The organism is Streptomyces corallincola (assembly GCF_019104725.1).
Lineage (GTDB): Bacteria > Actinomycetota > Actinomycetes > Streptomycetales > Streptomycetaceae > Streptomyces > Streptomyces corallincola.
Window position 1 is genome coordinate 65142 of sequence record NZ_JAHRXF010000009.1, and the last position, 24835, is coordinate 89976.

Consider the following 24835-nt stretch of genomic DNA (forward strand, 5'->3'; position numbering starts at 1 on the left):
CATGAGCAAGACCCTGATCCGCGGCGCCAAGGTGCTCGGCGGCGACCCGCGGGACGTCCTCGTCGAGGACGGCGTGATCGCCGCGGTCGGCACCGCGCTGGACGCCGACGGCGCCGAGATCGTCGAGGCCGCGGGCAAGGTGCTGCTGCCGGGCCTGGTGGACCTCCACACCCACCTGCGCGAACCGGGCCGCGAGGACTCCGAGACCGTGCTCACCGGCACCCGCGCCGCCGCCTCCGGCGGCTACACCGCCGTCTTCGCGATGGCCAACACCTTCCCCGTCGCGGACACCGCGGGCGTGGTCGAGCAGGTCTGGCGGCTCGGCCGCGAGCACGGCTACTGCGACGTGCGGCCCATCGGCGCCGTCACCGTCGGCCTGGAGGGGAAGAAGCTCGCGGAACTCGGTGCCATGCACGAATCCGCCGCCGGGGTCACCGTCTTCTCCGACGACGGCAAGTGCGTGGACGACGCGGTGATCATGCGGCGCGCCCTGGAGTACGTGAAGGCGTTCGGCGGGGTCGTCGCCCAGCACGCCCAGGAGCCCCGGCTCACCGAGGGCGCCCAGATGAACGAGGGGGTCGTCTCCGCCGAGCTGGGCCTCGGCGGCTGGCCCGCCGTCGCCGAGGAGTCCATCGTCGCCCGTGACGTGCTGCTCGCCGAGCACGTCGGCTCCCGCGTGCACATCTGCCACCTCTCCACCGCCGGTTCGGTGGAGATCGTCCGCTGGGCCAAGTCGCGCGGCATCGACGTCACCGCCGAGGTCACCCCGCACCACCTGCTGCTCACCGACGAACTGGTCCGCAGCTACGACCCCGTCTACAAGGTGAACCCCCCGCTGCGCACCGAGCGGGACGTGCGGGCGCTGCGCGAGGCGCTGGCCGACGGCACCATCGACATCGTCGCCACCGACCACGCCCCGCACCCGCACGAGGACAAGGACTGCGAGTGGCCGGCCGCCGCGATGGGCATGGTCGGCCTGGAGACCGCCCTGTCCGTGGTGCAGGCCACCATGATCGACACCGGGCTGCTGGACTGGGCCGGGGTCGCCGACCGCATGTCCGTCGCGCCCGCCCGGATCGGCGCGGCCACCGGGCACGGCCGCCCCGTCTCGGTGGGCGAGCCCGCCAACCTGACGCTGGTGGACACCGCATACCGTGGACAGGTGGACCCCGCGGGCTTCGCCTCGCGCAGCCGGAACACCCCCTACGCGGGCCGTGAGCTGCCGGGCCGGGTCACCCACACCTGGCTGCGGGGCAAGGCCACGCTCGTAGACGGGAAGCTCACGTGACATCCGCAATCCTGCTGGCCGAGGCGAAGAGGTCCGCCGAGGTCACCGACTGGTCGGGCCGCATCGGCTGGCTCGTCGGCCTCGCCCTCTTCGTCGTGCTCGTCTACTGGCTGATGCGCGAGGGCTGGCGCTGGCGCGGCACCCTCCAGGGCGGCCTGCCCGACCTGCCCACCGCGCCGGAGACGCCCGGTGAGGCGACACTGACCATGAGCGGCCGGTACCACGGCTCCACCACCGCCGGGCAGTGGCTGGACCGGATCGTCGCCCACGGCCTCGGCACCCGCAGCAGGGCCGGGCTGACCCTCACCGACGCGGGCCTGGAGGTGGAGCGCCCCGGCGCGCGCGACTTCTTCGTCCCCGCCGCCGCCCTGCGCGGCGCCCGGCTCGACAAGGGCATCGCGGGCAAGGTCCTCACCGAGGGCGGCCTGCTGGTGGTGACCTGGGAGCACGGCGACACCCTGATCGACTCCGGGTTCCGCTCCGACCGCGCGGCCGAGCACCCCGAGTGGGTCACCGCCCTCAACCGCATGACCGGCACCGACGGCCACCCCGCCGGAGCCGCGCACCACCTGACCGACGACACGGAAGGCGCACGATGACCACCTCCACCAGGGGAGCCGCCAGGACTCCCGCCGTTCTCGTCCTGGAGGACGGCCGCGTCTTCCGCGGCCGAGCCTTCGGGGCCGTGGGGGAGACCTTCGGCGAGGCCGTGTTCTCCACCGGCATGACCGGCTACCAGGAGACCCTGACCGACCCCTCGTACGACCGGCAGATCGTGGTGGCCACCGCCCCGCAGATCGGCAACACCGGCTGGAACGACGAGGACGACGAGTCCAGCCGGATCTGGGTCTCCGGCTACGTGGTGCGCGACCCCGCCCGCGTGCCCTCCAACTGGCGCTCCCGGCGCTCCCTGGACGACGAGCTGGTCGCCCAGGGCGTGGTCGGCATCTCCGGCATCGACACCCGCGCCCTCACCCGCCATCTGCGCGAACGCGGCTCCATGCGGGCCGGGGTCTTCTCCGGCGAGCACCTCGACCCCGACACCGAACTCCTCGGCCGGGTCCAGGCGCAGCCGCACATGAAGGGCGCCAGCCTCTACGAGGAGGTCGCCACCAAGGAGGCGTACGTCGTCCCCGCCGTCGGCACCAAGCGGTTCACCGTCGCCGCCATCGACCTCGGCATCAAGGGCATGACCCCGCAGCGGATGGCCGAGCGCGGCATCGAGGTGCACGTGCTGCCCGCCACCGCCACTCCCGACGAGGTGTACGCGGTCGCCCCCGACGGGGTGTTCTTCTCCAACGGCCCCGGCGACCCCGCCACCGCGGACGGCCCCGTCGCGCTGATGCGGGCCGTGCTGGAGCGCGGTACCCCGCTGTTCGGCATCTGCTTCGGCAACCAGATCCTCGGCCGCGCCCTCGGCTTCGGCACCTACAAGCTGAAGTACGGCCACCGGGGCATCAACCAGCCCGTGCAGGACCGCACCACCGGCAAGGTCGAGGTCACCGCGCACAACCACGGGTTCGCCGTGGACGCGCCGCTCGACCAGGTCTCCGACACCCCCTACGGGCGTGCCGAGGTCAGCCATGTCTGCCTCAACGACGACGTCGTGGAGGGACTGCGGCTGCTCGACCGCCCCGCCTTCTCCGTCCAGTACCACCCCGAAGCGGCGGCCGGCCCGCACGACGCCGCCTACCTGTTCGACCGCTTCGTCACCCTGTTGGAGGGCCAGCGTGCCTAAGCGCACCGATATCCAGTCCGTCCTGGTCATCGGCTCCGGCCCGATCGTCATCGGCCAGGCCGCCGAGTTCGACTACTCCGGCACCCAGGCGTGCCGCGTCCTGCGGGCCGAGGGCCTGCGCGTGATCCTCGTCAACTCCAACCCGGCGACGATCATGACCGACCCCGAGATCGCGGACGCCACCTACGTCGAGCCGATCACCCCGGAGTTCGTCGAGAAGATCATCGCCAAGGAGCGCCCCGACGCCCTGCTGCCCACCCTGGGCGGCCAGACCGCGCTGAACACCGCGATCTCCCTGCACGACAGCGGGGTGCTCGCCAAGTACGGCGTCGAACTGATCGGCGCCCGCCCCGAGGCCATCCACAAGGGCGAGGACCGCGACCTGTTCAAGGGCGTCGTCGAGGCCGTCCGGCAGAAGATCGGGCACGGCGAGTCCGCCCGCTCCGTCATCTGCCACACGATGGACGACGTCCTCGGCGGTGTGGACGTCCTCGGCGGCTACCCGGTCGTCGTCCGCCCGTCCTTCACGATGGGCGGCGCCGGTTCCGGCTTCGCGCACGACGAGGAGGAACTGCGCCGCATCGCCGGACAGGGCCTCACCCTCTCGCCCACCACCGAGGTCCTCCTGGAGGAGTCCATCCTCGGCTGGAAGGAGTACGAGCTGGAGCTGATGCGCGACAAGAGCGACAACGTCGTGGTCGTCTGCTCCATCGAGAACTTCGACCCGATGGGCGTGCACACCGGCGACTCCATCACCGTCGCCCCGTCCATGACCCTCACCGACCGCGAGTACCAGCTGCTGCGCGACGTCGGCATCGCGATCATCCGCGAGGTCGGCGTGGACACCGGCGGCTGCAACATCCAGTTCGCGGTCAACCCCGAGGACGGCCGGGTCATCGTCATCGAGATGAACCCGCGCGTCTCCCGCTCCTCCGCGCTCGCCTCCAAGGCCACCGGCTTCCCCATCGCCAAGATCGCGGCCAAGCTCGCCGTCGGCTACACGCTGGACGAGATCCCCAACGACATCACCCGCGAGACCCCGGCCTCCTTCGAGCCCACCCTCGACTACGTCGTCGTCAAGGCGCCCCGGTTCGCCTTCGAGAAGTTCCCGAGCGCCGACTCCACGCTGACCACCACCATGAAGTCGGTCGGTGAGGCGATGGCCATCGGCCGCAACTTCACCGAGGCGTTCCAGAAGGCCATGCGCTCGCTGGAGCGCAAGGGCAGCCAGTTCGCCTTCACCGGTGACCCCGGCGACAAGGCCGCGCTGCTGGAGGAGTCCGTCCGCCCCACCGACGGCCGGATCAACACCGTCATGCGGGCGATCCGCGCGGGCGCCACCCCGGAGGAGATCTTCGCGTACACGAAGATCGACCCCTGGTTCGTGGACCAGCTCTTCCTGATCAAGGAGACCGCCGACGAGCTGGCCGACGCGCCCGAGCTGACCACGGACCTGCTCGCGGAGGCCAAGCGGCACGGCTTCTCCGACCAGCAGATCGGCGAGATCCGCGGCCTGCGCGAGGACGTGGTGCGCGAGGTGCGGCACGCCCTTGGCATCCGCCCGGTCTACAAGACCGTGGACACCTGCGCCGCCGAGTTCGCCGCGCGGACCCCGTACTTCTACTCGTCCTACGACGAGGAGAACGAGGTCGCCCCGCGCGAGAAGCCTGCGGTGATCATCCTCGGCTCCGGGCCCAACCGCATCGGCCAGGGCATCGAGTTCGACTACTCCTGCGTGCACGCCTCCTTCGCGCTGTCCGACGCCGGGTACGAGACCGTGATGGTCAACTGCAACCCGGAGACCGTCTCCACCGACTACGACACCTCCGACCGGCTCTACTTCGAGCCGCTCACCCTGGAGGACGTCCTGGAGATCGTGCACGCCGAGCAGCAGGCCGGACCCGTCGCGGGCGTCGTCGTCCAGCTCGGCGGGCAGACCCCGCTCGGCCTCGCGCAGGCCCTCAAGGACAACGGCGTGCCCATCGTCGGCACCCCGCCCGAGGCCATCCACGCCGCCGAGGACCGGGGCGCCTTCGGCCGCGTCCTGGAGGAGGCGGGGCTGCCCGCGCCCAAGCACGGCACCGCCACCACCTTCGCCGGGGCCAAGGCCATCGCGGACGAGATCGGCTACCCGGTCCTGGTCCGGCCCTCCTACGTCCTCGGCGGACGCGGCATGGAGATCGTCTACGACGAGTCCCGCCTGGAGGCGTACATCGCGGAGTCCACCGAGATCAGCCCCTCCCGGCCGGTCCTCGTGGACCGCTTCCTCGACGACGCCATCGAGATCGACGTGGACGCCCTCTACGACGGTGAGGAGCTGTACCTCGGCGGGGTCATGGAGCACATCGAGGAGGCCGGTATCCACTCCGGCGACTCCGCGTGCGCCCTGCCCCCGATCACCCTCGGCGGCTTCGACATCAAGCGGCTGCGCGCCTCCACCGAGGCCATCGCCAAGGGCGTCGGCGTACGCGGTCTGATCAACATCCAGTTCGCGCTGGCCGGTGACATCCTCTACGTCCTCGAAGCCAACCCGCGCGCCTCCCGCACGGTGCCCTTCACCTCCAAGGCCACCGCCGTGCCGCTCGCCAAGGCCGCCGCCCGCATCTCGCTGGGCGCGACCGTCGCCGAGCTGCGCGCCGAGGGCCTGCTGCCGAAGACCGGCGACGGCGGGGAACTCCCGCTGGACGCGCCGATCTCCGTCAAGGAGGCCGTCATGCCGTGGTCCCGCTTCCGGGACATCCACGGCCGGGGCGTGGACACCGTGCTCGGCCCGGAGATGCGCTCCACCGGCGAGGTCATGGGCATCGACTCCGTCTTCGGCACGGCGTACGCCAAGTCGCAGGCCGGGGCGTACGGCCCGCTGCCCACCAAGGGCCGCGCGTTCATCTCGGTCGCCAACCGGGACAAGCGCTCGATGATCTTCCCGGCCCGCGAACTGGTCGCGCACGGCTTCGAACTGCTCGCCACCTCCGGCACCGCCGAGGTCCTGCGCCGCAACGGCATCAACGCCACCGTCGTGCGCAAGCAGTCCGAGGGCACCGGCCCCAACGGCGAGAAGACGGTCGTCCAGCTCATCCACGACGGCGAGGTGGACCTCATCGTCAACACGCCGTACGGCACCGGCGGCCGGCTCGACGGCTACGACATCCGCACCGCGGCCGTCGCCCGCGCCGTGCCCTGCCTGACCACCGTCCAGGCGCTCGCGGCGGCCGTCCAGGGCATCGACGCCCTCAACCACGGCGGCGTCGGAGTCCGCTCGCTCCAGGAACACGCCGAGTTCCTGACCGCGGCCCGCGACTAGCAGCCAGCCCGAGGGGGACACCGGAAACGGTGTCCCCCTTCTTCACGAGGACACCATGTACCAGACCTTCTTCACGCTCGTCTTCACGCGGATGGACCCCGAGCGCGCCCATCACCTGGCGTTCCGCTGGATCAGGCTCGCTGCCCGCGTCCCCGTGCTGCGCACCTTCCTGGCCGCCGCCCTCGCCCCCCGCCACGAGGAGCTGCGCACCGAGGCGCTGGGTCTGCGCATGCACGGCCCGTTCGGGCTCGCCGCCGGGTTCGACAAGAACGCCGTCGCCATCGACGGGATGTCGATGCTCGGCTTCGACCACGTCGAGATCGGCACCGTCACCGGCGAACCCCAGCCCGGCAACCCGAAGAAGCGGCTGTTCCGGCTGGTCCCGGACCGCGCCCTGATCAACCGGATGGGCTTCAACAACGACGGCTCGGCCGCCGTCGCCGCCCGCCTCGCCGCCCGCGAGCCGGTGTTCCGCACGATCGTCGGCGTCAACATCGGCAAGACCAAGGCCGTCCCCGAGGCGGACGCGGTGGCGGACTACGTGAAGTCCGCCGGGCGGCTCGCCCCGCACGCCGACTACCTCGTGGTCAACGTCTCCTCCCCGAACACCCCCGGCCTGCGGAACCTCCAGGCCACCGAGGCGCTGCGCCCGCTGCTCGGCGCCGTCCGCGAGGCAGCCGACCGGGCCACCGGCGCCCGGCGCGTCCCGCTCCTGGTGAAGATCGCCCCCGACCTCGCGGACGAGGACGTGGACGCCGTCGCGGACCTCGCCGTGGAACTCGGCCTGGACGGCATCATCGCCACCAACACCACCATCGCCCGCGACGGCCTCGGCCTGCGCTCCCCGGCCGCCCTGACCGCCGAGACCGGCGGCCTGTCCGGCGCCCCGCTCAAGGCCCGCTCCCTGGAGGTGCTGCGCCGCCTCCACGCACGGGTGGGCGACCGGGTCACCTTGGTCGGTGTCGGCGGCATCGAGACCGCCGAGGACGCCTGGCAGCGCATCCTGGCCGGGGCCACCCTGGTCCAGGGGTACAGCGCCTTCGTCTACCGGGGCCCCTTCTGGGCCCGCGCGATCCACAGGGGCCTGGCCGCCCGGCTGCGCGACAGCCCGTACCCCACCCTCGCCGACGCCGTCGGCGCCGATGTCAGGAGGACCGCATGAGCACGCACGCCCCCGGCACCCCGGAGCCGTTCGGCGCCCGGCTGCGCCGTGCGACGGACGAGCGCGGCCCGCTCTGCGTCGGCATCGACCCGCACGCCGCGCTGCTCACCGCGTGGGGCCTCGGCGACGACGTGGCCGGTCTGGAGCGGTTCGGCCGCACGGTCGTCGAGGCGGTGGCCGACCGGGTCGCCGTGCTGAAGCCGCAGATCGCCTTCTTCGAGCGGTTCGGCTCACGCGGCCTCGCCGTCCTGGAGGACGTGGTCCGCGAGGCCCGCGCCGCCGGTGCCCTGGTGGTGATGGACGCCAAGCGCGGCGACATCGGCTCCACCATGACCGGCTACGCGGAGGCGTTCCTCCGCCCCGGCGCCCCGCTGTTCTCCGACGCCCTGACCGTCTCGCCGTACCTCGGCTACGGCTCGCTCGCCCCGGCGTTCGCGCTGGCCCGGGAGACCGGCACCGGCCTGTTCGTGCTGGCGCTCACCTCCAACCCGGAGGGCCCCGAGGTGCAGCACGCGGTCGGCGCCGACGGACGCGGGGTCGGCGCCTCGGTGCTGGCCCGGCTGAAGGCGGAGAACGCGGGCGCGGTCCCGCTCGGCTCGTTCGGCGCGGTCGTCGGCGCCACGGTGGGCGACCTCTCCTCGTACGACCTGCTGATCAACGGTCCGCTCCTCGCGCCCGGGGTCGGCGCGCAGGGTGCCACCCCGGCCGGTCTGGGCCGGGTGTTCGGGGCCGCGTTGCCCGCGGTCGTGCCGAACGTGAGCCGGGGCGTGCTGCGGGCGGGACCCGACGTCGGAGCGCTGCGGGCCGCCGCGGGGCGGTTCGCGGAGGAGATCGCGGCGGCCGTCGCGGGCGGCTGAGAACCGCCGGTGGCGTTCACATGGGCGGCGGTGGGCCGCGCGGGGTGTGAATACATCCCCACATCGCGGGCAGTATGCCCGAATAGTCCGGCCTCACAGCGGCTGACCTGTACTTTTCCGCTGTTCTCGCTGACTCCGGCGGACTTGACCGCTAGTCTCCGAGCAGTGGGGACGCCTCCCAGGTTTCCCCACCGGTCCGTATCCGACAGTTCGACATCCGAGGTGACGTAGGCGTGGCTCTACCGCCCCTTACCCCTGAACAGCGCGCAGCCGCGCTCGAAAAGGCCGCCGCGGCTCGCCGGGAGCGGGCCGAGGTCAAGAATCGACTCAAGCACTCCGGCGCCTCCCTGCACGAGGTCATCAAGCAGGGCAAGGACAACGAAGTCATCGGCAAGATGAAGGTCTCCGCGCTCCTGGAGTCCCTGCCGGGCGTCGGCAAGGTCCGCGCCAAGCAGATCATGGAGCGGCTCGGGATCTCCGAGAGCCGCCGTGTGCGGGGTCTCGGCACCAACCAGGTCGCCTCGCTGGAGCGGGAGTTCGGCAGCACCGGCTCCTGAGGCCCGGTCCGCGAGGACCTGGAGTGCGGGGCACTCCGGTATTGCTGGAATAATCGCCGCATGGCAGCAACACCTGGGGGGACGACCCCCGTACCCCCCAACGCACGTCCGCGGCTGACCGTGCTCTCCGGCCCCTCGGGGGTCGGCAAGAGCACGGTCGTCGCTCATATGCGCAAGGAACACCCGGACGTCTGGCTCTCGGTGTCGGCGACGACCCGCAAGCCCCGCCCCGGTGAACAGCACGGCGTCCACTACTTCTTCGTCACCGACGAGGAGATGGACAAGCTCATCGCCAACGGCGAGCTGCTGGAGTGGGCCGAGTTCGCCGGAAACCGCTACGGCACCCCCCGCGCCGCCGTCATCGAGCGGCTGGAGAACGGCGCCCCGGTGCTGCTGGAGATCGATCTCCAGGGCGCCCGGCAGGTCCGCTCGTCCATGTCCGAGGCGCAGCTCGTCTTCCTCGCCCCGCCCTCCTGGGACGAACTGGTCCGGCGGCTGACCGGCCGGGGCACCGAACCCCCCGAGGTCATCGAGCGCCGCCTCGACGCCGCGCGCACCGAACTGGCCGCCGAGCCGGAGTTCGACCGTACGCTGGTGAACACCTCCGTCGAGGGTGTGGCCCGCGAGCTGCTAGCCTTGATGGATGTCGTGTGATCGTGGCCGCTGTCCGTGGCCGGATCGGCACGGCGGATTCTTTCCCACCCATCGGAAGGTAGAGCGTGTCCTCTTCCATCACCGCGCCCGAGGGCATCATCAACCCGCCGATCGACGAGTTGCTTGAGGCCACCGACTCCAAGTACAGCCTGGTGATCTACGCGGCCAAGCGTGCCCGCCAGATCAACGCGTACTACTCCCAGCTCGGCGAGGGCCTCCTGGAGTACGTCGGTCCGCTCGTGGACACCCACGTCCACGAGAAGCCGCTCTCGATCTCCCTGCGCGAGATCAACGCGGGTCTGCTGACCTCCGAGGCCATCGAGGGCCCGGCTCAGTAACCGCGTCCGTGACCGGCGGTCGCCATCGCTTTCCACCACAGGCCCGGCAGTGTCCCTGCCGGGCCTGTGGTGTGTGATGGACCCGTACGCGACGGAGCCGTGCGCGGGGGAGACCCCTGCGTTGCCGAACCGGGGAGAGACGGAGAGACGGTGGACAAGTCCAGGGTCGTGCTGGGGGTCAGCGGCGGGATCGCCGCCTACAAGGCGTGCGAGCTGCTGCGCAGGCTCACGGAGTCCGGCCACGACGTGCGCGTGGTGCCCACCGCCTCCGCGCTGCACTTCGTCGGCGCCGCGACCTGGTCCGCGCTGTCCGGACACCCGGTCGCCACCGAGGTCTGGGACGACGTGCACCAGGTGCCGCACGTCCGGATCGGCCAGCAGGCCGACCTCGTCGTGGTCGCCCCGGCCACCGCCGACACCCTCGCGCGGGCCGCGCACGGCCTCGCCGACGACCTGCTCACCAACACGCTGCTCACCGCGCGCTGCCCGGTCGTGTTCGCGCCCGCCATGCACACCGAGATGTGGGAGCACCCGGCCACCCGGGAGAACGTCGCCACCCTGCGCCGCCGGGGCGCCGTCGTCATCGAGCCCGCCACCGGCCGCCTCACCGGCGCGGACACCGGCAAGGGACGGCTGCCCGACCCGGCGGAGATCTTCGAGGTCTGCCGCCGCGTCCTGGCCCGCGGGGTCACCGAGCCCGACCTGAGGGGACGGCACGTCGTCGTCTCGGCGGGCGGCACCCGCGAGCCGCTGGACCCGGTGCGCTTCCTCGGCAACCGGTCCTCCGGCAAGCAGGGTTACGCGCTGGCCCGCACCGCCGCCGCGCGCGGCGCCCGGGTCACCCTGGTCGCCGCCAACACCGCGCTGCCCGACCCGGCCGGGGTGGACGTGGTCCCCGTCGGCACCGCCGTACAGCTGCGCGAGGCGGTGCTCAAGGCGGCGGCCGACGCGGACGCCGTGGTCATGGCCGCCGCCGTCGCCGACTTCCGGCCCGCCGTCCACGCGGCCGGGAAGATCAAGAAGAGGGACGGCGAGGAGCCCGCGCCCGTCGCCCTGGTCCGCAACCCCGACGTGCTCGCCGAGCTCTCCGCCGACCGCCCGCGCCCCGCGCAGGTCGTCGTCGGCTTCGCCGCCGAGACCGACGACGTGCTCGCCAACGGCCGCGCCAAGCTGGCCCGCAAGGGCTGTGACCTGCTCGTCGTCAACGAGGTGGGCGAGCGCAGGACCTTCGGCGCCGACGAGAACGAGGCCGTCGTGCTCGGCGCCGACGGCACCGAGACCCCCGTACCGCACGGCCCGAAGGAGGCCCTGGCCGACGTGGTGTGGGACCTCGTCGCGGCGCGGCTGGGCTGAACGGGGCTCCGCCGTACGGTGGGATCGCGGCCCGCGCGGCGCACCGGCCGGACCGGCCGGAGAAGCCCGCGTGCCGGGCCCGGCCGGGCCCGGAGCCGTGGTGCGAAATGCCCGTGCCGCAGGTCACAGGGCTCCCGAGTGGCGAGACGGGTGGCCCGGTGGCGGAGGCCGACCGATAAACTGTCCACGGACGACACGGGGCGCAGCTCCCCGCGTGGTCCGCCCATGATCAGCCAGCAGCCGCTGCAACCCCAGGGAGCGTTGTGTCCCGTCGCCTGTTCACCTCGGAGTCCGTGACCGAAGGTCACCCCGACAAGATCGCTGACCAGATCAGCGACACCATCCTCGACGCACTGCTCCGCGAGGACCCCACGTCCCGCGTCGCCGTCGAGACGCTGATCACCACCGGCCTGGTCCACGTGGCCGGAGAGGTCACCACCAAGGCCTACGCGCCCATCGCCCAACTGGTGCGCGAGAAGATCCTGGAGATCGGCTACGACTCCTCCAAGAAGGGCTTCGACGGTGCCTCCTGCGGCGTCTCGGTGTCCATCGGCGCGCAGTCCCCGGACATCGCGCAGGGTGTGGACACGGCGTACGAGTCGCGGGTCGAGGGTTCCGCCGGGGACGACGCCTCCGACGAGCTGGACAAGCAGGGCGCCGGAGACCAGGGCCTGATGTTCGGGTACGCCTCCGACGAGACGCCCACCCTGATGCCGCTGCCGATCTTCCTGGCGCACCGGCTCTCCAAGCGCCTCTCCGAGGTGCGCAAGAACGGGACCATCCCCTACCTGCGCCCCGACGGCAAGACCCAGGTAACCATCGAGTACGACGGCGACAAGGCCGTCCGTCTCGACACCGTGGTCGTCTCCTCGCAGCACGCCTCCGACATCGACCTGGAGTCGCTGCTCGCCCCCGACATCCGCGAGTTCGTGGTGGAGCCGGAGCTGAAGGCGCTGCTGGAGGACGGCATCAAGCTGGAGACCGAGGGCTACCGCCTGCTGGTCAACCCGACCGGCCGCTTCGAGATCGGCGGCCCGATGGGCGACGCCGGACTCACCGGCCGCAAGATCATCATCGACACCTACGGCGGCTTCGCCCGGCACGGCGGCGGCGCTTTCTCCGGCAAGGACCCGTCCAAGGTGGACCGCTCCGCCGCGTACGCCATGCGCTGGGTGGCCAAGAACGTCGTGGCGGCGGGGCTGGCCGCGCGCTGCGAGGTCCAGGTCGCCTACGCCATCGGCAAGGCCGAGCCGGTCGGTCTCTTCGTCGAGACCTTCGGCACCCACAAGGTGGAGCCGGAGCGGATCGAGAAGGCCATCGACGACGTCTTCGACCTGCGTCCGGCCGCGATCATCCGCGACCTCGACCTGCTCCGCCCGATCTACGCGCAGACCGCCGCGTACGGCCACTTCGGCCGTGAGCTGCCCGACTTCACGTGGGAGCGCACGGACCGCGTGGACGCGCTGCGCACGGCCGCGGGGCTGTAGAACCCTTCCCGCGTTCCGCTCCACCGGTGCCCGGCTCTTCCCTTCGGGGGAGGCCGGGCACCGGCGTTCCCGGGCGCGGGAAGCGGGTGCGTCCGGCGGCGGTGGGGCGGCGTTGTCGGTGGCATTTGGAACAATGCGAGGGTGAGCAGCGAGAACGGGCCGGGGGACGGCGAGAGCGGTGCCGAGGGGGCGCGGGAGGGCGGTGCCGAGGAGGCCCGGGAGGGCGGTGCCGAGGAGGCCCGGGAGGGCGGCGCCGCGCGGGCACCGGAGGGCGGTGCCGCGGGGGCGCCGCCGGAGCAGCTCGCGCTCATCCGGGAGAGCGTGCGCGAGGCGAAGGTGCCGCGCGCCAAGCCGCGCACCTGGCGGGGCGCCGCCGTCGCGGAACACCTGCCGGTCGCCCGCGTGCTGGTGGACAAGGGCGTGCTCCACCTCGACCGGTACTTCGACTACGCCGTCCCCGAGGAACTCGACGCCGACGCGCAGCCCGGCGTACGGGTCCGGGTGCGGTTCGGCGCCGGACGGCACCGGGTGCGCGAGGGGCGCCGCGAGGGCGGCGCGCTGATCGACGGATTCCTGATCGAGCGCCGGGCCGCGTCCGACTACACGGGCCCACTGGCCGCCCTCGCCCAGGTCGTCTCGCCCGAGCCGGTGCTCGGCGCCGAACTCCTCGGCCTGGCCCGCGCCGTCGCCGACCGGTACGCGGGCAGCCTGGCGGACGTACTGCAACTGGCCGTGCCCCCGCGCAGCGCCGCCGCCGAGAAACGTCCCTCGCCCGACCCGCTGCCCCCGCCCCCCGCACCGGAGCCCGGCTCCTGGCGGCGCTACGCGCAGGGCCCCGCCTTCCTCGCCGCCCTCGCCTCCGGCTCGTCCCCCCGCGCCGTGTGGAACACCCTGCCCGGCCCGGAGTGGAGTGCCGAGATCGCCCGCGCCGTCGCCGCCACCCTCGCCTCCGGACGCGGCGCGCTCGTCGTCGTCCCCGACGGACGCGCCGCCGCCCGCGTGGACGCCGACCTCACCGCGCTGCTCGGCCCGGGGCGGCACGCCCTGCTCACCGCCGCCTCCGGGCCCGCCGAGCGGTACGCGCAGTGGCTCGCGGTCCGGCGCGGCTCGGTACGGGCCGTGGTCGGCACCCGCGCCGCGATGTTCGCGCCGGTCCGGGAGCTGGGGCTGCTGGTCGTCTGGGACGACGGCGACGACAGCCACAGCGAGCCGCACGCCCCGCAGCCGCACGCCCGCGACGTCCTGCTGCAACGGGCCGCCCTCGACAAGTGCGCCTTCCTGCTGGGCAGTCGGAGCTGCACGGTGGAGGCAGCGCAGCTCGTCGAGAGCGGCTGGGCGCGCCCGCTGACCGCCGACCGCGAGCAGGTACGGCGGACCGCGCCGCGCGTGCGGACCGTCGGGGACGGCGACCTCGCGCGCGACGGGGCGGCGCGCGCCGCCCGGCTGCCCACCCCCGCCTGGCAGGCGGTCCGCGAGGGACTGGAACACGGCCCGGTGCTCGTCCAGGTGCCCCGGCGCGGCTACGTCCCCCGGCTGGCCTGCGCCCAGTGCCGGGAGCCCGCCCGCTGCACGCACTGCTCGGGCCCGCTGGAGGCGGCCGACGCTGGGCCGCTGCACTGCGCCTGGTGCGGGCGGAGCGAGGCGGCCTGGCACTGCCCGGAGTGCGGGGGGTTCCGGCTGCGGGCCCAGGTGGTGGGTGCCCGGCGGACCGCCGAGGAGCTGGGGCGTGCCTTTCCCGCCGTCCCGGTGCGGACCTCGGGGCGCGAACAGGTGCTGGACACCGTGCCGGACGCGCCCGCGCTGGTGGTGAGCACACCGGGCGCCGAGCCGGTCGCGGAGGGCGGGTACGCCGCCGCTCTGCTGCTGGACGGCTGGGCGCTGCTCGGGCGGCCCGATCTGCGCGCGGGCGAGGACGCGTTGCGGCGCTGGATCGCGGCGGCGGCGCTGGTGCGTCCGCAGCCGGAGGGGGGGATCGTGGTCGTCGTCGCCGAGCCCACGTTGCGGCCCGTGCAGGCGCTGGTGCGGTGGGACCCTGTCGGGCACGCGGTGCGGGAGCTGTCCGAGCGGGCCGAGCTGGGGTTTCCGCCGGTGTCCCGGATGGCCGCCGTCTCCGGTTCGCCCGGGGCCGTCGCCGGGTTCCTGGAGACGGTCGAACTGCCCCCCGACGCCGAGGTGCTGGGGCCGGTGCCGGTGCCCGCGCCCCAGGGGCCGGCTCGGCGGACGGGCGGGCCGGTGGGCGGGGAGGAACCGGTGCGGGCGCTGGTGCGGGTGCGGCCGGGGAGCGGGGCCGCGCTGGCCGGGGCGCTGAAGGCGGCCCAGGCCGCGCGGATGGCCCGGGGGAACGAGGAGCCCGTCCGGGTACGGGTCGATCCTCCGGACATCGGGTGAGGGCCCGTCGGGGCGGGGCGCGTTCCTGAGCGCGGGTGCGCCGCGGCTCGTCGCGCGGTTCCCCGTGCCTCCGGGGCGCCCCTGGACGGTTCCCCGTGCCTCTGGGGAGTTCGCCGTGCCCCTGGCTGTGGTGGCACAGCCAGGGGTGGGGGGTCAGCCGTTCCGGGGGGCCGGGAAGGGGGTGGCGCGGGCGTCCTCGCGGAGGACGGGGCTGCCGGAGGTGGGCTGGGTGGGCATGGAGCGGGCGGCGGGGACCGTGGGGAGGGGGCCGCCGATGCCCAGGGGGCGGGGAACGGGCGTCTCCACGGGCTGCTCGGTCTCGGTGACGGTCTGCGCGGCGGCGCGACGGGCGCCGTAACGGCGGTGCACCGCCTGCTTGGTGACGCCGAGGGCGGAGCCCACCGCGTCCCAGGAGAAGCCGAGGGAACGGTCGAAGTCCACGGCCGCCGTCACCAAGGTCTCGACGCTGTCGCGGAGTTCCTGGGCGAGCCGGACGGTGGGGGCGGGGGCGCGCCCGTAGACGACGAAGCCCGTGGCGGGGCCGGAGCGGCGCGGACGGTACACGTTGCCCAACTGGGCGGTCAGGGTGCGCAGTGCGTCCACCTGCCGGCGGACCCGCTCGATGTCCCGCACCAGCAAGTGCAGGCTGGCACGGGCCTGGGCGTCGTGGGTTGCGTGGTCGGCCATGAACAAGCCTCTCGAACCGGCGTTGAAAGGAACTGGGCCGCGAAAGCGGTCCGATGTGGTCAACTCTGTCTTGACCAACGCCCGTACGCTCCACTGGTCACGGGCTGGGGGCGCACGGGCATATGCGTACGCCGTCCCGACGCCCCGGCACCACACCGTCGCGCGGGTCATAGACTGGTGCGCTGCCCGCCGCCCCCGCCCGAGAGGCCCGATCCCGCCCATGAAGCTCGTCTTCGCCGGAACCCCCGAGGTCGCCGTTCCCGCCCTCGACGCCCTGCTCGCCTCCGGGCGGCACGAGGTGGCCGCCGTCGTCACGCGGCCCGACGCACCGGCCGGGCGGGGCCGCAGGCTGATCGCGTCGCCCGTGGCCGACCGGGCGGTGGAGGCCGGGATCGAGGTGCTGAAGCCGGTCAAGCCGCGTGACGAGGACTTCCTGCGGCGGCTCGCCGAGATCGCCCCGGACTGCTGCCCCGTGGTCGCCTACGGCGCGCTGCTGCCCCGCGTGGCGCTGGACATCCCCCGGCAGGGCTGGGTCAACCTGCATTTCTCGCTGCTGCCCGCCTGGCGCGGTGCCGCGCCCGTGCAGCACGCGGTGCTGGCCGGTGACGAGATCACCGGCGCCTCCACCTTCCTCATCGAGGAGGGCCTCGACTCCGGGCCGGTCTACGGCACCCTCACCGAGGCCGTCCGCCCCACCGACACCAGCGGCGACCTGCTCACCCGGCTCGCCTTCGCGGGCGCCGGACTGCTCGCCGCCACGATGGACGGCATCGAGGACGGCACCCTCAAGGCCGTCACCCAGCCCGAGGACGGGATCAGTCTCGCCCCGAAGATCACGGTCGAGGACGCCCGCGTGGACTGGGCGGCGCCCGCGCTCCGCGTGGACCGGGTGGTGCGCGGCTGCACCCCGGCGCCCGGCGCCTGGACCACGTTCCGCGGTGAGCGGCTGAAGCTGATCCAGGTCGCCCAGGTGCCCGAGCGCACCGACCTCGCGCCGGGACACCCCTCGGTCGGCAAGAACAGCGTGCACGTGGGCACCGGTTCGCACGCGGTCGAGCTGCTGTGGGTGCAGGCCCAGGGCAAGAAGCCGATGCGCGCCGCCGACTGGGCCCGCGGCACCCGCATCACCGAGGGCGAACTCCTCGGCGGCTGACCCCCGGTCGGCCGGGAGCGGGGAGGCTGGGGCGCCCGGTGCTCCGGAGGGGCGTGGAGCCGTCGCGGCGTAGGCTGGGACGGCACCCCCTTCCTTACATCCGGAGCACCTTTTCGTGAGCGAGCAGTCCGGGCGGCCCCGCAAGCCGGCCAAGCCCTACCGACGTCCCCAGAAGGACCCCGTCCGCTTCCTCGCCTTCGAGGCGCTCCGCGCGGTGGACGAACGGGACGCCTACGCCAACCTCGTGCTGCCGCCGCTGCTGCGCAAGGCCCGCGCGAAGGGCGACTTCGACACACGGGACGCCGCGCTCGCCACCGAGCTCGTCTACGGCACGCTGCGCCACCAGGGCACCTACGACGCGGTGATCGCCGCCTGCGTGGACCGTCCGCTGCGCGAGGTGGACCCGCCCGTGCTCGACGTGCTGAGCCTCGGCGCGCACCAGCTGCTCGGCACCCGCATCCCCACCCACGCGGCGGTCTCGGCCTCCGTGGAGCTGGCCCGTGTGGTGCTCGGCGACGGACGCGCCAAGTTCGTCAACGCCGTGCTGCGCAAGATCGCCCAGGACGACCTCGACGGCTGGCTGGCCAAGGTCGCGCCGTCCTACGACGACGACCCCGAGGACCACCTCGCCGTCGTCCACTCGCACCCGCGCTGGGTCGTCTCCGCGCTCTGGGACTCCCTCGGCGGCGGGCGGGCCGGTATCGAGGAACTGCTGCGCGCCGACAACGAGCGGCCCGAGGTCACCCTCGTCGCCCGCCCCGGCCGCGCCACCACCGCGGAACTGCTCCGCGAGGACAGCGCGGAGCCGGGCCGCTGGTCCCCCTATGCCGTCCGGCTCGCCGAGGGCGGCGAACCCGGCGCGGTGGACGCGGTGCGCGAGGGGCGGGCCGGTGTCCAGGACGAGGGCAGCCAGCTCGTCGCGCTGGCGCTGGCCCACGCCCCCCTGGACGGACCCGACACCCGCTGGCTGGACGCCTGCGCCGGACCCGGCGGCAAGGCGGCGCTGCTCGCCGCGCTGGCCGCCGGGCGCGGGGCGGCGCTGCTCGCCTCCGAGAAGCAGCCGCACCGTGCCGGACTGGTGGAGCGGGCCCTGCACGGCAACCCCGGTCCCTATCAGGTGATCGCCGCCGACGGGACCCGTCCGCCGTGGCGGCCCGGCAGCTTCGACCGGGTCCTGGTGGACGTGCCGTGCACCGGGCTCGGCGCGCTGCGCCGTCGCCCCGAGGCGCGGTGGCGGCGGCGGCCCGAGGACCTGGAGAACTTCGCGCCCCTCCAGCGGGCCCTGCTGGGCACCGCGCTGGAGGCGGTCCGGGTCGGCGGAGTCGTCGGCTACGCGACCTGCTCGCCGCATCTCGCGGAGACCCGCGCGGTCGTCGCGGACGTTCTCAAGCAGTATCCGCAGACCGAACTGATCGACGCGCGGCCCCTGTTGGACGGCGTACCCGAGCTGGGCGAGGGACCGGACGTCCAGCTCTGGCCGCATCTGCACGGCACGGACGCGATGTACCTGGCGCTGGTGCGCCGCACGGGCTGAACCGGGCGGACGGGCCGCTCCGGGCACACGGGGGGCTCCGGGCACACGGGCCGGGGTGCGAGCGCGGGCCTGGGTCCGAGCGCAGGTCGGGGTGCGGACGTGGGTCGGAGTCCGAGCGTGCGTCGGGGTCCGGACGTGGGTCGGAGTCCGAGCGTGCGCCGGGGTCCGGACGCGGTTCGGGGTCCGAGCACAGGCCGGGGTGCGGGCGGGGTTCGGGGGGACGGCGTGGGCCGGGTCGAGGAGTCGCATGGGTTCAGGCTCCCCGTCCGGCGCGTTCCGTGCTCCGGGTTGTCCACAGGCGGGGGCATATCGTCGTACCGGCACCTCGGGGATGCCCGGACTCGTACGACGAACGGTCGTGGCTGTGGACGGCGGCGAACATCAGTGCCCTCGGCATGGCAGGCTTGGGGCATGGCCGCGCAGATCAACCCCAGCATCCTGTCCGCCGACTTCGCCCGGCTAGCCGACGAGGCGAAGGCGGTCGAAGGGGCCGACTGGCTCCACGTGGACGTCATGGACAACCACTTCGTGCCCAACCTCACGCTCGGCGTGCCGGTCGTGGAGTCCCTGGCCCGTGCCACGGGCACCCCGCTGGACTGCCACCTGATGATCGAGGACCCGGACCGCTGGGCCCCGCAGTACGTGGAGGCGGGTGCCTCCTCCGTCACCTTCCACGTGGAGGCGGCGGCGGCTCCGGTGCGCCTGGCCCGCGAGATCCGCGCCAAGGGGGCCCGCGCCTCGATGGCGCTCAAGCCCGCGACGCCCGTCGAGCCGTACGAGGACCTGCTCCCCGAGCTGGACATGGTGCTGATCATGACCGTCGAGCCGGGCTTCGGCGGGCAGTCGTTCCTCGACATCATGCTGCCCAAGATCCGCCGCACCCGTGAGCTGATCGGCAAGCACGGCCTGCCGATCTGGCTCCAGGTGGACGGCGGGGTCTCGGCGGCCACCATCGAGCGGTGCGCGGACGCGGGCGCGGACGTGTTCGTCGCAGGGTCCGCCGTCTACGGCGCCGACGACCCCGCCGAGGCGGTCCGCGCGCTGCGCGCCCGAGCCGAGTCCGCGACCGCGGAGGCGACCTGGGCATGCGACCACTGAGCCACGGCTGCGTGAACGGTTGAGAAGAGGCCGCCCTCCGGGGCGGTCGGCAGCGCCGGATCTGCGAGGATGAACGGCGAATCCAGAGTGTGAACAGCAGTGAGGAGAACGCCGTGTCGGGTATGTCGGCGGGCCGGTCAGCCATGCGGATGGGACCCGCTGAGCTGGTGCAGGCGGCGGCTATGGCCCGCCGCTTCTACCTGGAGGGCAAGTCCAAGATCCAGATCGCGGAGGAGTTCGGCGTCAGCCGCTTCAAGGTGGCACGGGTCCTGGAGACCGCGCTGGAACGGGATCTCGTGCGCATCGAGATCCGGGTGCCGGCCGAGCTGGACGCCGAGCGCTCCGACGCGCTGCGCGCCCGCTACGGCCTGCGGCACGCCGTCGTGGTCGAGTCCCCGGCCGACGCGGAGGAGACCCCGGACCCGGAGAACCTCGGGGAGGTCGCGGCCGACCTGCTCGGTGAACTCGTCAACGAGGGCGATGTGCTCGGCCTCGCCTGGGGCCGCTCCACGATCCACATGGCGGCGGCGCTCGACAAGCTCCCGCCGTGCACGGTCGTGCAGCTCACCGGTGTCTACGACGCCGGGACCGCCGAGCGCGGCTCGGTGGAGGCGGTGCGCCGGGCGGCCCAGGTCTCGGGCGGCGACGCCCACCCCATCTACGCCCCGATGCTGCTCCCGGACGTGGCCACCGCGACCGCGCTGCGCCACCAGACCGGCATCGCCCGCGCCTTCGAGTACTTCGACAAGGTCACGGTCGCCTGTGTCTCCATCGGCTCGTGGGAGCCGGGCATCTCCACCGTGCATGACATGCTCAGCGACGAGGAGCGCGCGCACTACGCGTCCCTCGGGGTGGCCGCCGAGATGTCCGCGCACCTCTTCGACACCGAGGGCCGCCGTGTCGGTCGCGACCTGGGGGAGCGGTGCATCACCGTCAAGACCGACCAGCTCCGGCGCGTCCCCGAGGTCGTGGCCATCGCGGGCGGTCAGCGCAAGGCGGCGGCCATCGACGCGGTGCTGCGCTCCGGGCTGGTCACCAGCCTGGTCACCGACACCTCGGCCGCCGACTGTCTGATGACGGCCGGGCCCACGCCCCGGCTCGCGCTGAACCGCGCGGACCCGGACGGTTCCTGACCGGTGGGCGCGCGGCGGATCGTGCCCGGACCGGGTCGGGAGGGGCGTAACAGCGTCGGCGCCGTGCCGCCGACGCCCTCCGCCCCGGCCCGCCCGCGCCTTCTGGCAGCCCTGCTGCTGTGTCTGCTCGCCCTGCTCACGGGGTGCACCACGGGCACCGGCGGGGACGGCGCCGCCGACGGGACCACCACGGGCTCCCCGACGACCGCCACCGCACCACCGGCCACCGCCGCCACCCCGTCCTGGGCGGAGGGCATGGCCACGGTCCCGGAGACCCGGCTGCCCGCCGAGGCCTTGCGCACCCTGGTCCTGATCGACCGGGGCGGCCCGTACCCGTACGCCCGCGACGGTGTCGTCTTCGGGAACTTCGAGCGGCTGCTGCCCCGCGAGCCGCGCGGCTACTACCACGAGTACACGGTGCCGACCCCCGGCTCCCGGGACCGGGGCGCGCGGCGGATCGTCACCGGGCGGGACCGGGAGTTCTACTACACCGACGACCACTACAAGTCCTTCCGGGCGGTGCTGAGATGAGCGGACACCTGGCAGACCGGTTCACGGTCGCCCTCGACCTCGACGGCGTCACCGCGAAGGCCGGGCTGATGGACCGGGTCGCGCGGGCGCTCGCGCTGCCCGACTGGTTCGGCCGCAACTGGGACGCCCTCGCCGACACCCTCTCCGACCCCGGTCAGTGGCCGGAGGCGGCGGCCGGGCGGGGCCTGCTGATCGTGGTGCGCGGCTGGCGGCCGTACGCCGAGTCGGCGCCGGGGGAGTGGGGGATCGCGCAGGACGTGTTCGCCTCCTCGGCCGATGCCACGGCCGGTCTCCGCGCGGACGGCGGCCCGGCCCTCGCCGTCGTCCTCGCCCTGGGCGACGCCTCCCCGCTCGGAGAAACCTCCTAGCGCCGCGCGGCGGACCTGGACGTTCCGTCGGGGCAGGTCCGGCCACCGGACATGGGAGAATGAAGTACGTGCTCTTTTCCCCCTGGCGCACCCGTCGGGGGGTCACCTCTGATCGACTGGGATGTGCGGCACGTGCGTTTCCTCAATGACAACCGGCCCGCGTACGACCTCACGTACGACGACGTCTTCATGGTGCCGAGCCGCTCCGCGGTGGGCTCGCGGCAGGGCGTGGACCTCTCCTCGCCGGACGGGACCGGTACCACCATCCCGCTGGTCGTGGCCAACATGACGGCCATCGCCGGTCGCCGCATGGCCGAGACGGTCGCCCGGCGCGGCGGACTGGTGGTCGTCCCGCAGGACATCCCGATCGACGTGGTCACCGACGTCGTCTCCTGGGTCAAGAGCCGCCACCTCGTGCTGGACACCCCGATCGTGCTGGCCCCGCACCAGACCGTCGCCGACGCCCTCTCCCTGCTGCCCAAGCGCGCGCACAACGCCGGGGTGGTCGTGGACGCGGAGAACCGACCGGTCGGCGTGGTCACCGACCGGGACCTCACCGGCGTGGACCGCTTCACCCAGCTCGAACTGGTCATGTCCCGCGACCTGCTGCTGCTCGACGCGGACATCGACCCCCGCGAGGCGTTCAACCGGCTCGACACGGCCAACCGCCGCTACGCCCCGGCGGTGGACGCCGAAGGCCGCCTCGTCGGCATCCTCACCCGCAAGGGCGCCCTGCGCGCCACGCTCTACACGCCCGCCGTGGACGGCGCCGGACGGCTGCGGATCGCCGCCGCCGTCGGCATCAACGGCGATGTCGCGGGCAAGGCCAAGCAGCTGCTCGACGCGGGTGTGGACACCCTCGTCATCGACACCGCGCACGGCCACCAGGAGTCGATGATCAACGCGGTCGGGGTGGTCCGCGCCCTCGATCCGCGGGTGCCGATCGCGGCCGGGAACATCGTCTCCGCCGAGGGTGTCCGGGACCTGATCGAGGCGGGCGCCGACATCGTCAAGGTCGGCGTCGGCCCCGGCGCCATGTGCACCACCCGGATGATGACCGGCGTCGGCCGCCCGCAGTTCTCCGCGGTGCTGGAGTGCGCCGCCGAGGCGAAGAAGTACGGCAAGCACGTGTGGGCCGACGGCGGGGTCCGGCACCCGCGCGACGTGGCGATGGCGCTCGCCGCCGGTGCCTCCAACGTGATGGTCGGCTCCTGGTTCGCGGGCACCTACGAGTCGCCCGGCGACCTCCAGCAGGACGCGGGCGGGCGGCTCTACAAGGAGTCGTTCGGCATGGCCTCCGCGCGCGCCGTGCGCAACCGCACCTCCGAGGAGTCCGCCTACGACCGCGCCCGCAAGGCGCTGTTCGAGGAGGGCATCTCCACCTCCCGGATGTTCCTCGACCCGGCCCGGCCGGGTGTGGAGGACCTGATCGACTCGGTCATCGCGGGCGTCCGCTCCTCCTGCACCTACGCGGGCGCGGGCTCGCTGGAGGAGTTCGCGGAGAAGGCGATCGTCGGTGTGCAGAGCGCCGCCGGTTACGCCGAGGGCAAGCCGCTGCACGCCAGCTGGAGCTGACGGCCGTCCGACCCGCCGGACGGCACCCCCTCGGCGCCGTCCGGCGCGCGCCCCCGTGGTCTACTTCGTGCGGGACCGCACCCGCACCCACCCGTGGACCGGCCCCGCACCCGCAGGCACCCGCACCCGCACCCGCACCCGAGAAATGAACCACCCGCTGTGCTGAACGATCTCGACGAACGCATCGTGCACGCCCTCGCCGAGGACGCCCGCCGTTCCTACGCGGACATCGGACAACTGGTCGGACTGTCCGCGCCCGCCGTGAAGCGGCGCGTGGACCGGCTGCGCGCGACCGGCGCCATCACCGGCTTCACCGTACGGGTGGACCCGGCCGCGCTCGGCTGGGAGACCGAGGGGTACATCGAGATCCACTGCCGCCGCAACACCTCGCCGGAGACCATCCAGCGCGGTCTTGAGCGGTACCAGGAGGTCGTGGCCGCCTCCACCGTCACCGGGGACGCCGACGCCATCGCGCAGGTCTTCGCCTCCGACATGCGGCACTTCGAACGCGTCCTGGAACGCATCGCGGGCGAGCCGTTCGTGGAGCGCACCAAGTCGGTCCTGGTGCTCTCCCCGCTGCTGCGCCGCTTCTCGTCGGGCACACCCGGCTGAGCCGGAGGAACGCGAGCGGCGGACCCGCCCCCGGCGCGCCCGGCCCCCGGCGCGACCCCCTACCCCCCGCCCCCGCGCCCGGTGCGTCCCCGGCTCCCGACCCCGCGGCCCGGCTTTCCCACCGCTCGGCCCCAGCCCCCGCGCCGCTCCGCCTACTCCGCCGTCTTGCGCGCCAACGCGTTGTTCCCGGTCGAGTTGTACACACTGAAGCTCACCGCGTCCGAGCGGTAGCGGTCGTCCGACCACTCCACCGGGCGCCCCTCGCGGGTGGTGGTCACCCGGCGCACCCGGAGCAGCGGCCCGGACCGCCGGACGCCGAGGATCTGGGCGTCCTCCGCGCCCGCCGCCACCGCGTCGATGACATGCTCGCCGTAGGCGAAGACCAGTCCGGTGTCGTCGTACAGCCGCTGGGTGACCGAGGGGCAGTCCGGCTCGATGGCCTCGACCGCCGGGGCGATCCAGTCCGCGTACACCGTGCGCTCCAGCAGCACCGGTTCGCCGTCCAGACCGCGTACCCGCAGGACGTGCAACACCTGTGCTTCGGCGGGCAGTTGGAGGCGTACGGCGTCCTCGCGGGTGGCCGGGCGGTAGCGCTGGGCCAGCACCCGGCCGGTCGCCTCGCGGCCCATCGCGCGCGCCCACTGCGCGAAACTGCGCAGTTCCTCGAAGGTCTGGCTGCGCCGACTGGCGAGGACCACCCGGCGGGCGCCCTGCCGGGACCCGATCAGCCCCTCGGCGGTGAGGGCGGCGACCGCCTGGCGCACCGTCCCACGGGACACGCCGTACTGTGCGGCGAGACCGGACTCCGTCGGCAGCAGGCTGCCGACGGTGTACTCCTCGCGGTCGATCGCCCGCCGCAGCTCCTCGGCGATCTCCTCGTGTCGTGCCGTCATGCTTCCCCTCTGCGTAAGCCGCTGTGCACAGCGTGACCAGCCTAAACGAACCCTTACGCGCTTCTTTCCGGGCCGGAATTGTGCAGGGAATCAGGGCCCGGAGTTCGGTCCGTGTTCATGTACAGGAC

General features: G+C 73.5%; 22 protein-coding genes. 20 read left to right on the top strand and 2 right to left on the bottom strand.

Translation table 11 applies throughout. The annotated features are described in order from the left end of the window. The first annotated feature begins 1 nt into the window (after position 1). The 12 genes from KUM39_RS09035 to KUM39_RS09090 all read left to right on the top strand — a co-directional run bounded on the left by KUM39_RS09035 (position 2) and on the right by KUM39_RS09090 (position 15123). A complete protein-coding gene (locus tag KUM39_RS09035) occupies positions 2 to 1288 on the top strand; it encodes a dihydroorotase (RefSeq protein WP_217784927.1) in 1287 nt (428 codons plus the stop codon). Next, on the top strand, positions 1285 to 1887 hold the full coding sequence (locus KUM39_RS09040; RefSeq protein WP_217784928.1) for a PH-like domain-containing protein: 603 nt from the start codon (positions 1285 to 1287) through the stop codon (positions 1885 to 1887). The genes KUM39_RS09035 and KUM39_RS09040 overlap by 4 nt, the downstream gene beginning before the upstream one ends. Further along, positions 1884 to 3026 carry a glutamine-hydrolyzing carbamoyl-phosphate synthase small subunit gene (gene carA / locus KUM39_RS09045; RefSeq protein WP_217784929.1) on the top strand — a complete coding sequence of 381 codons (1143 nt, stop codon included), beginning with the start codon at positions 1884 to 1886 and terminating at the stop codon, positions 3024 to 3026. Before KUM39_RS09040 ends, carA begins: the two co-directional genes overlap by 4 nt. After that, a complete protein-coding gene (gene carB, locus KUM39_RS09050) occupies positions 3019 to 6327 on the top strand; it encodes a carbamoyl-phosphate synthase large subunit (RefSeq protein ID WP_217784930.1) in 3309 nt (1102 codons plus the stop codon). The genes carA and carB overlap by 8 nt, the downstream gene beginning before the upstream one ends. A gap of 55 nt (positions 6328 to 6382) precedes the next feature. Further along, positions 6383 to 7489 carry a quinone-dependent dihydroorotate dehydrogenase gene (locus KUM39_RS09055; RefSeq protein WP_217784931.1) on the top strand — a complete coding sequence of 369 codons (1107 nt, stop codon included), beginning with the start codon at positions 6383 to 6385 and terminating at the stop codon, positions 7487 to 7489. Next, entirely contained in the window at positions 7486 to 8346 is an 861-nt protein-coding gene (gene pyrF / locus KUM39_RS09060) for an orotidine-5'-phosphate decarboxylase (protein ID WP_217784932.1), read from the top strand. The genes KUM39_RS09055 and pyrF overlap by 4 nt, the downstream gene beginning before the upstream one ends. A 233-nt stretch (positions 8347 to 8579) precedes the next feature. After that, complete coding sequence (locus KUM39_RS09065) at positions 8580 to 8903, top strand: integration host factor, actinobacterial type (protein ID WP_217784933.1); 324 nt, start codon at positions 8580 to 8582, stop codon at positions 8901 to 8903. A gap of 60 nt (positions 8904 to 8963) precedes the next feature. After that, positions 8964 to 9557 (top strand): guanylate kinase, encoded by a 594-nt coding sequence (gene gmk, locus KUM39_RS09070; RefSeq protein WP_217784934.1) that lies wholly within the window; start codon positions 8964 to 8966, stop codon positions 9555 to 9557. A gap of 65 nt (positions 9558 to 9622) precedes the next feature. Then, positions 9623 to 9895, top strand: a complete 273-nt coding sequence (gene rpoZ / locus KUM39_RS09075) for a DNA-directed RNA polymerase subunit omega (protein WP_039649019.1) — start codon at positions 9623 to 9625, stop codon at positions 9893 to 9895. A gap of 150 nt (positions 9896 to 10045) precedes the next feature. Continuing rightward, a complete protein-coding gene (gene coaBC, locus KUM39_RS09080; protein ID WP_217784935.1) occupies positions 10046 to 11248 on the top strand; it encodes a bifunctional phosphopantothenoylcysteine decarboxylase/phosphopantothenate--cysteine ligase CoaBC in 1203 nt (400 codons plus the stop codon). 263 nt (positions 11249 to 11511) lie between these two features. Continuing rightward, on the top strand, positions 11512 to 12735 hold the full coding sequence (metK, locus tag KUM39_RS09085) for a methionine adenosyltransferase (protein ID WP_217784936.1): 1224 nt from the start codon (positions 11512 to 11514) through the stop codon (positions 12733 to 12735). Between the two features lie 141 nt (positions 12736 to 12876). Continuing rightward, positions 12877 to 15123, top strand: coding sequence for a primosomal protein N' (locus KUM39_RS09090; RefSeq protein ID WP_217784937.1), 2247 nt, complete (start codon positions 12877 to 12879; stop codon positions 15121 to 15123). Positions 15124 to 15276: 153 nt separating this feature from the next. Here KUM39_RS09090 and KUM39_RS09095 read toward each other — a convergent pair whose 3' ends face one another. Next, the gene (locus tag KUM39_RS09095) at positions 15277 to 15810 is read right to left on the bottom strand and encodes a hypothetical protein (RefSeq protein ID WP_217784938.1); all 534 of its coding nucleotides are present in this window, start codon (positions 15808 to 15810) and stop codon (positions 15277 to 15279) included. Positions 15811 to 16030: 220 nt separating this feature from the next. On the opposite strand from KUM39_RS09095, the gene fmt reads away from it, so the two are divergent. The 8 genes from fmt to KUM39_RS09135 all read left to right on the top strand — a co-directional run bounded on the left by fmt (position 16031) and on the right by KUM39_RS09135 (position 23814). Beyond that, positions 16031 to 16963: a methionyl-tRNA formyltransferase gene (gene fmt / locus KUM39_RS09100; RefSeq protein WP_217784939.1), complete on the top strand. Its 933-nt coding sequence runs from the start codon at positions 16031 to 16033 to the stop codon at positions 16961 to 16963. A gap of 115 nt (positions 16964 to 17078) precedes the next feature. Continuing rightward, positions 17079 to 18497, top strand: coding sequence for an RsmB/NOP family class I SAM-dependent RNA methyltransferase (locus tag KUM39_RS09105; protein WP_217784940.1), 1419 nt, complete (start codon positions 17079 to 17081; stop codon positions 18495 to 18497). A gap of 411 nt (positions 18498 to 18908) precedes the next feature. Continuing rightward, positions 18909 to 19595 carry a ribulose-phosphate 3-epimerase gene (gene rpe / locus KUM39_RS09110; RefSeq protein ID WP_217784941.1) on the top strand — a complete coding sequence of 229 codons (687 nt, stop codon included), beginning with the start codon at positions 18909 to 18911 and terminating at the stop codon, positions 19593 to 19595. Between the two features lie 89 nt (positions 19596 to 19684). Next, entirely contained in the window at positions 19685 to 20728 is a 1044-nt protein-coding gene (locus KUM39_RS09115; RefSeq protein WP_217784942.1) for a sugar-binding transcriptional regulator, read from the top strand. Between the two features lie 63 nt (positions 20729 to 20791). Then, a complete protein-coding gene (locus tag KUM39_RS09120) occupies positions 20792 to 21259 on the top strand; it encodes a guanyl-specific ribonuclease (protein ID WP_217784943.1) in 468 nt (155 codons plus the stop codon). Further along, entirely contained in the window at positions 21256 to 21627 is a 372-nt protein-coding gene (locus tag KUM39_RS09125) for a barstar family protein (RefSeq protein WP_217784944.1), read from the top strand. The genes KUM39_RS09120 and KUM39_RS09125 overlap by 4 nt, the downstream gene beginning before the upstream one ends. Before the next feature lie 132 nt (positions 21628 to 21759). Continuing rightward, positions 21760 to 23202 (top strand): GuaB1 family IMP dehydrogenase-related protein, encoded by a 1443-nt coding sequence (locus KUM39_RS09130; RefSeq protein WP_217784945.1) that lies wholly within the window; start codon positions 21760 to 21762, stop codon positions 23200 to 23202. 159 nt (positions 23203 to 23361) lie between these two features. After that, positions 23362 to 23814, top strand: a complete 453-nt coding sequence (locus KUM39_RS09135) for an Lrp/AsnC family transcriptional regulator (protein ID WP_217784946.1) — start codon at positions 23362 to 23364, stop codon at positions 23812 to 23814. 152 nt (positions 23815 to 23966) lie between these two features. Here KUM39_RS09135 and KUM39_RS09140 read toward each other — a convergent pair whose 3' ends face one another. After that, positions 23967 to 24707 carry a GntR family transcriptional regulator gene (locus KUM39_RS09140; RefSeq protein WP_217784947.1) on the bottom strand — a complete coding sequence of 247 codons (741 nt, stop codon included), beginning with the start codon at positions 24705 to 24707 and terminating at the stop codon, positions 23967 to 23969. Positions 24708 to 24835 lie beyond the last annotated feature (128 nt).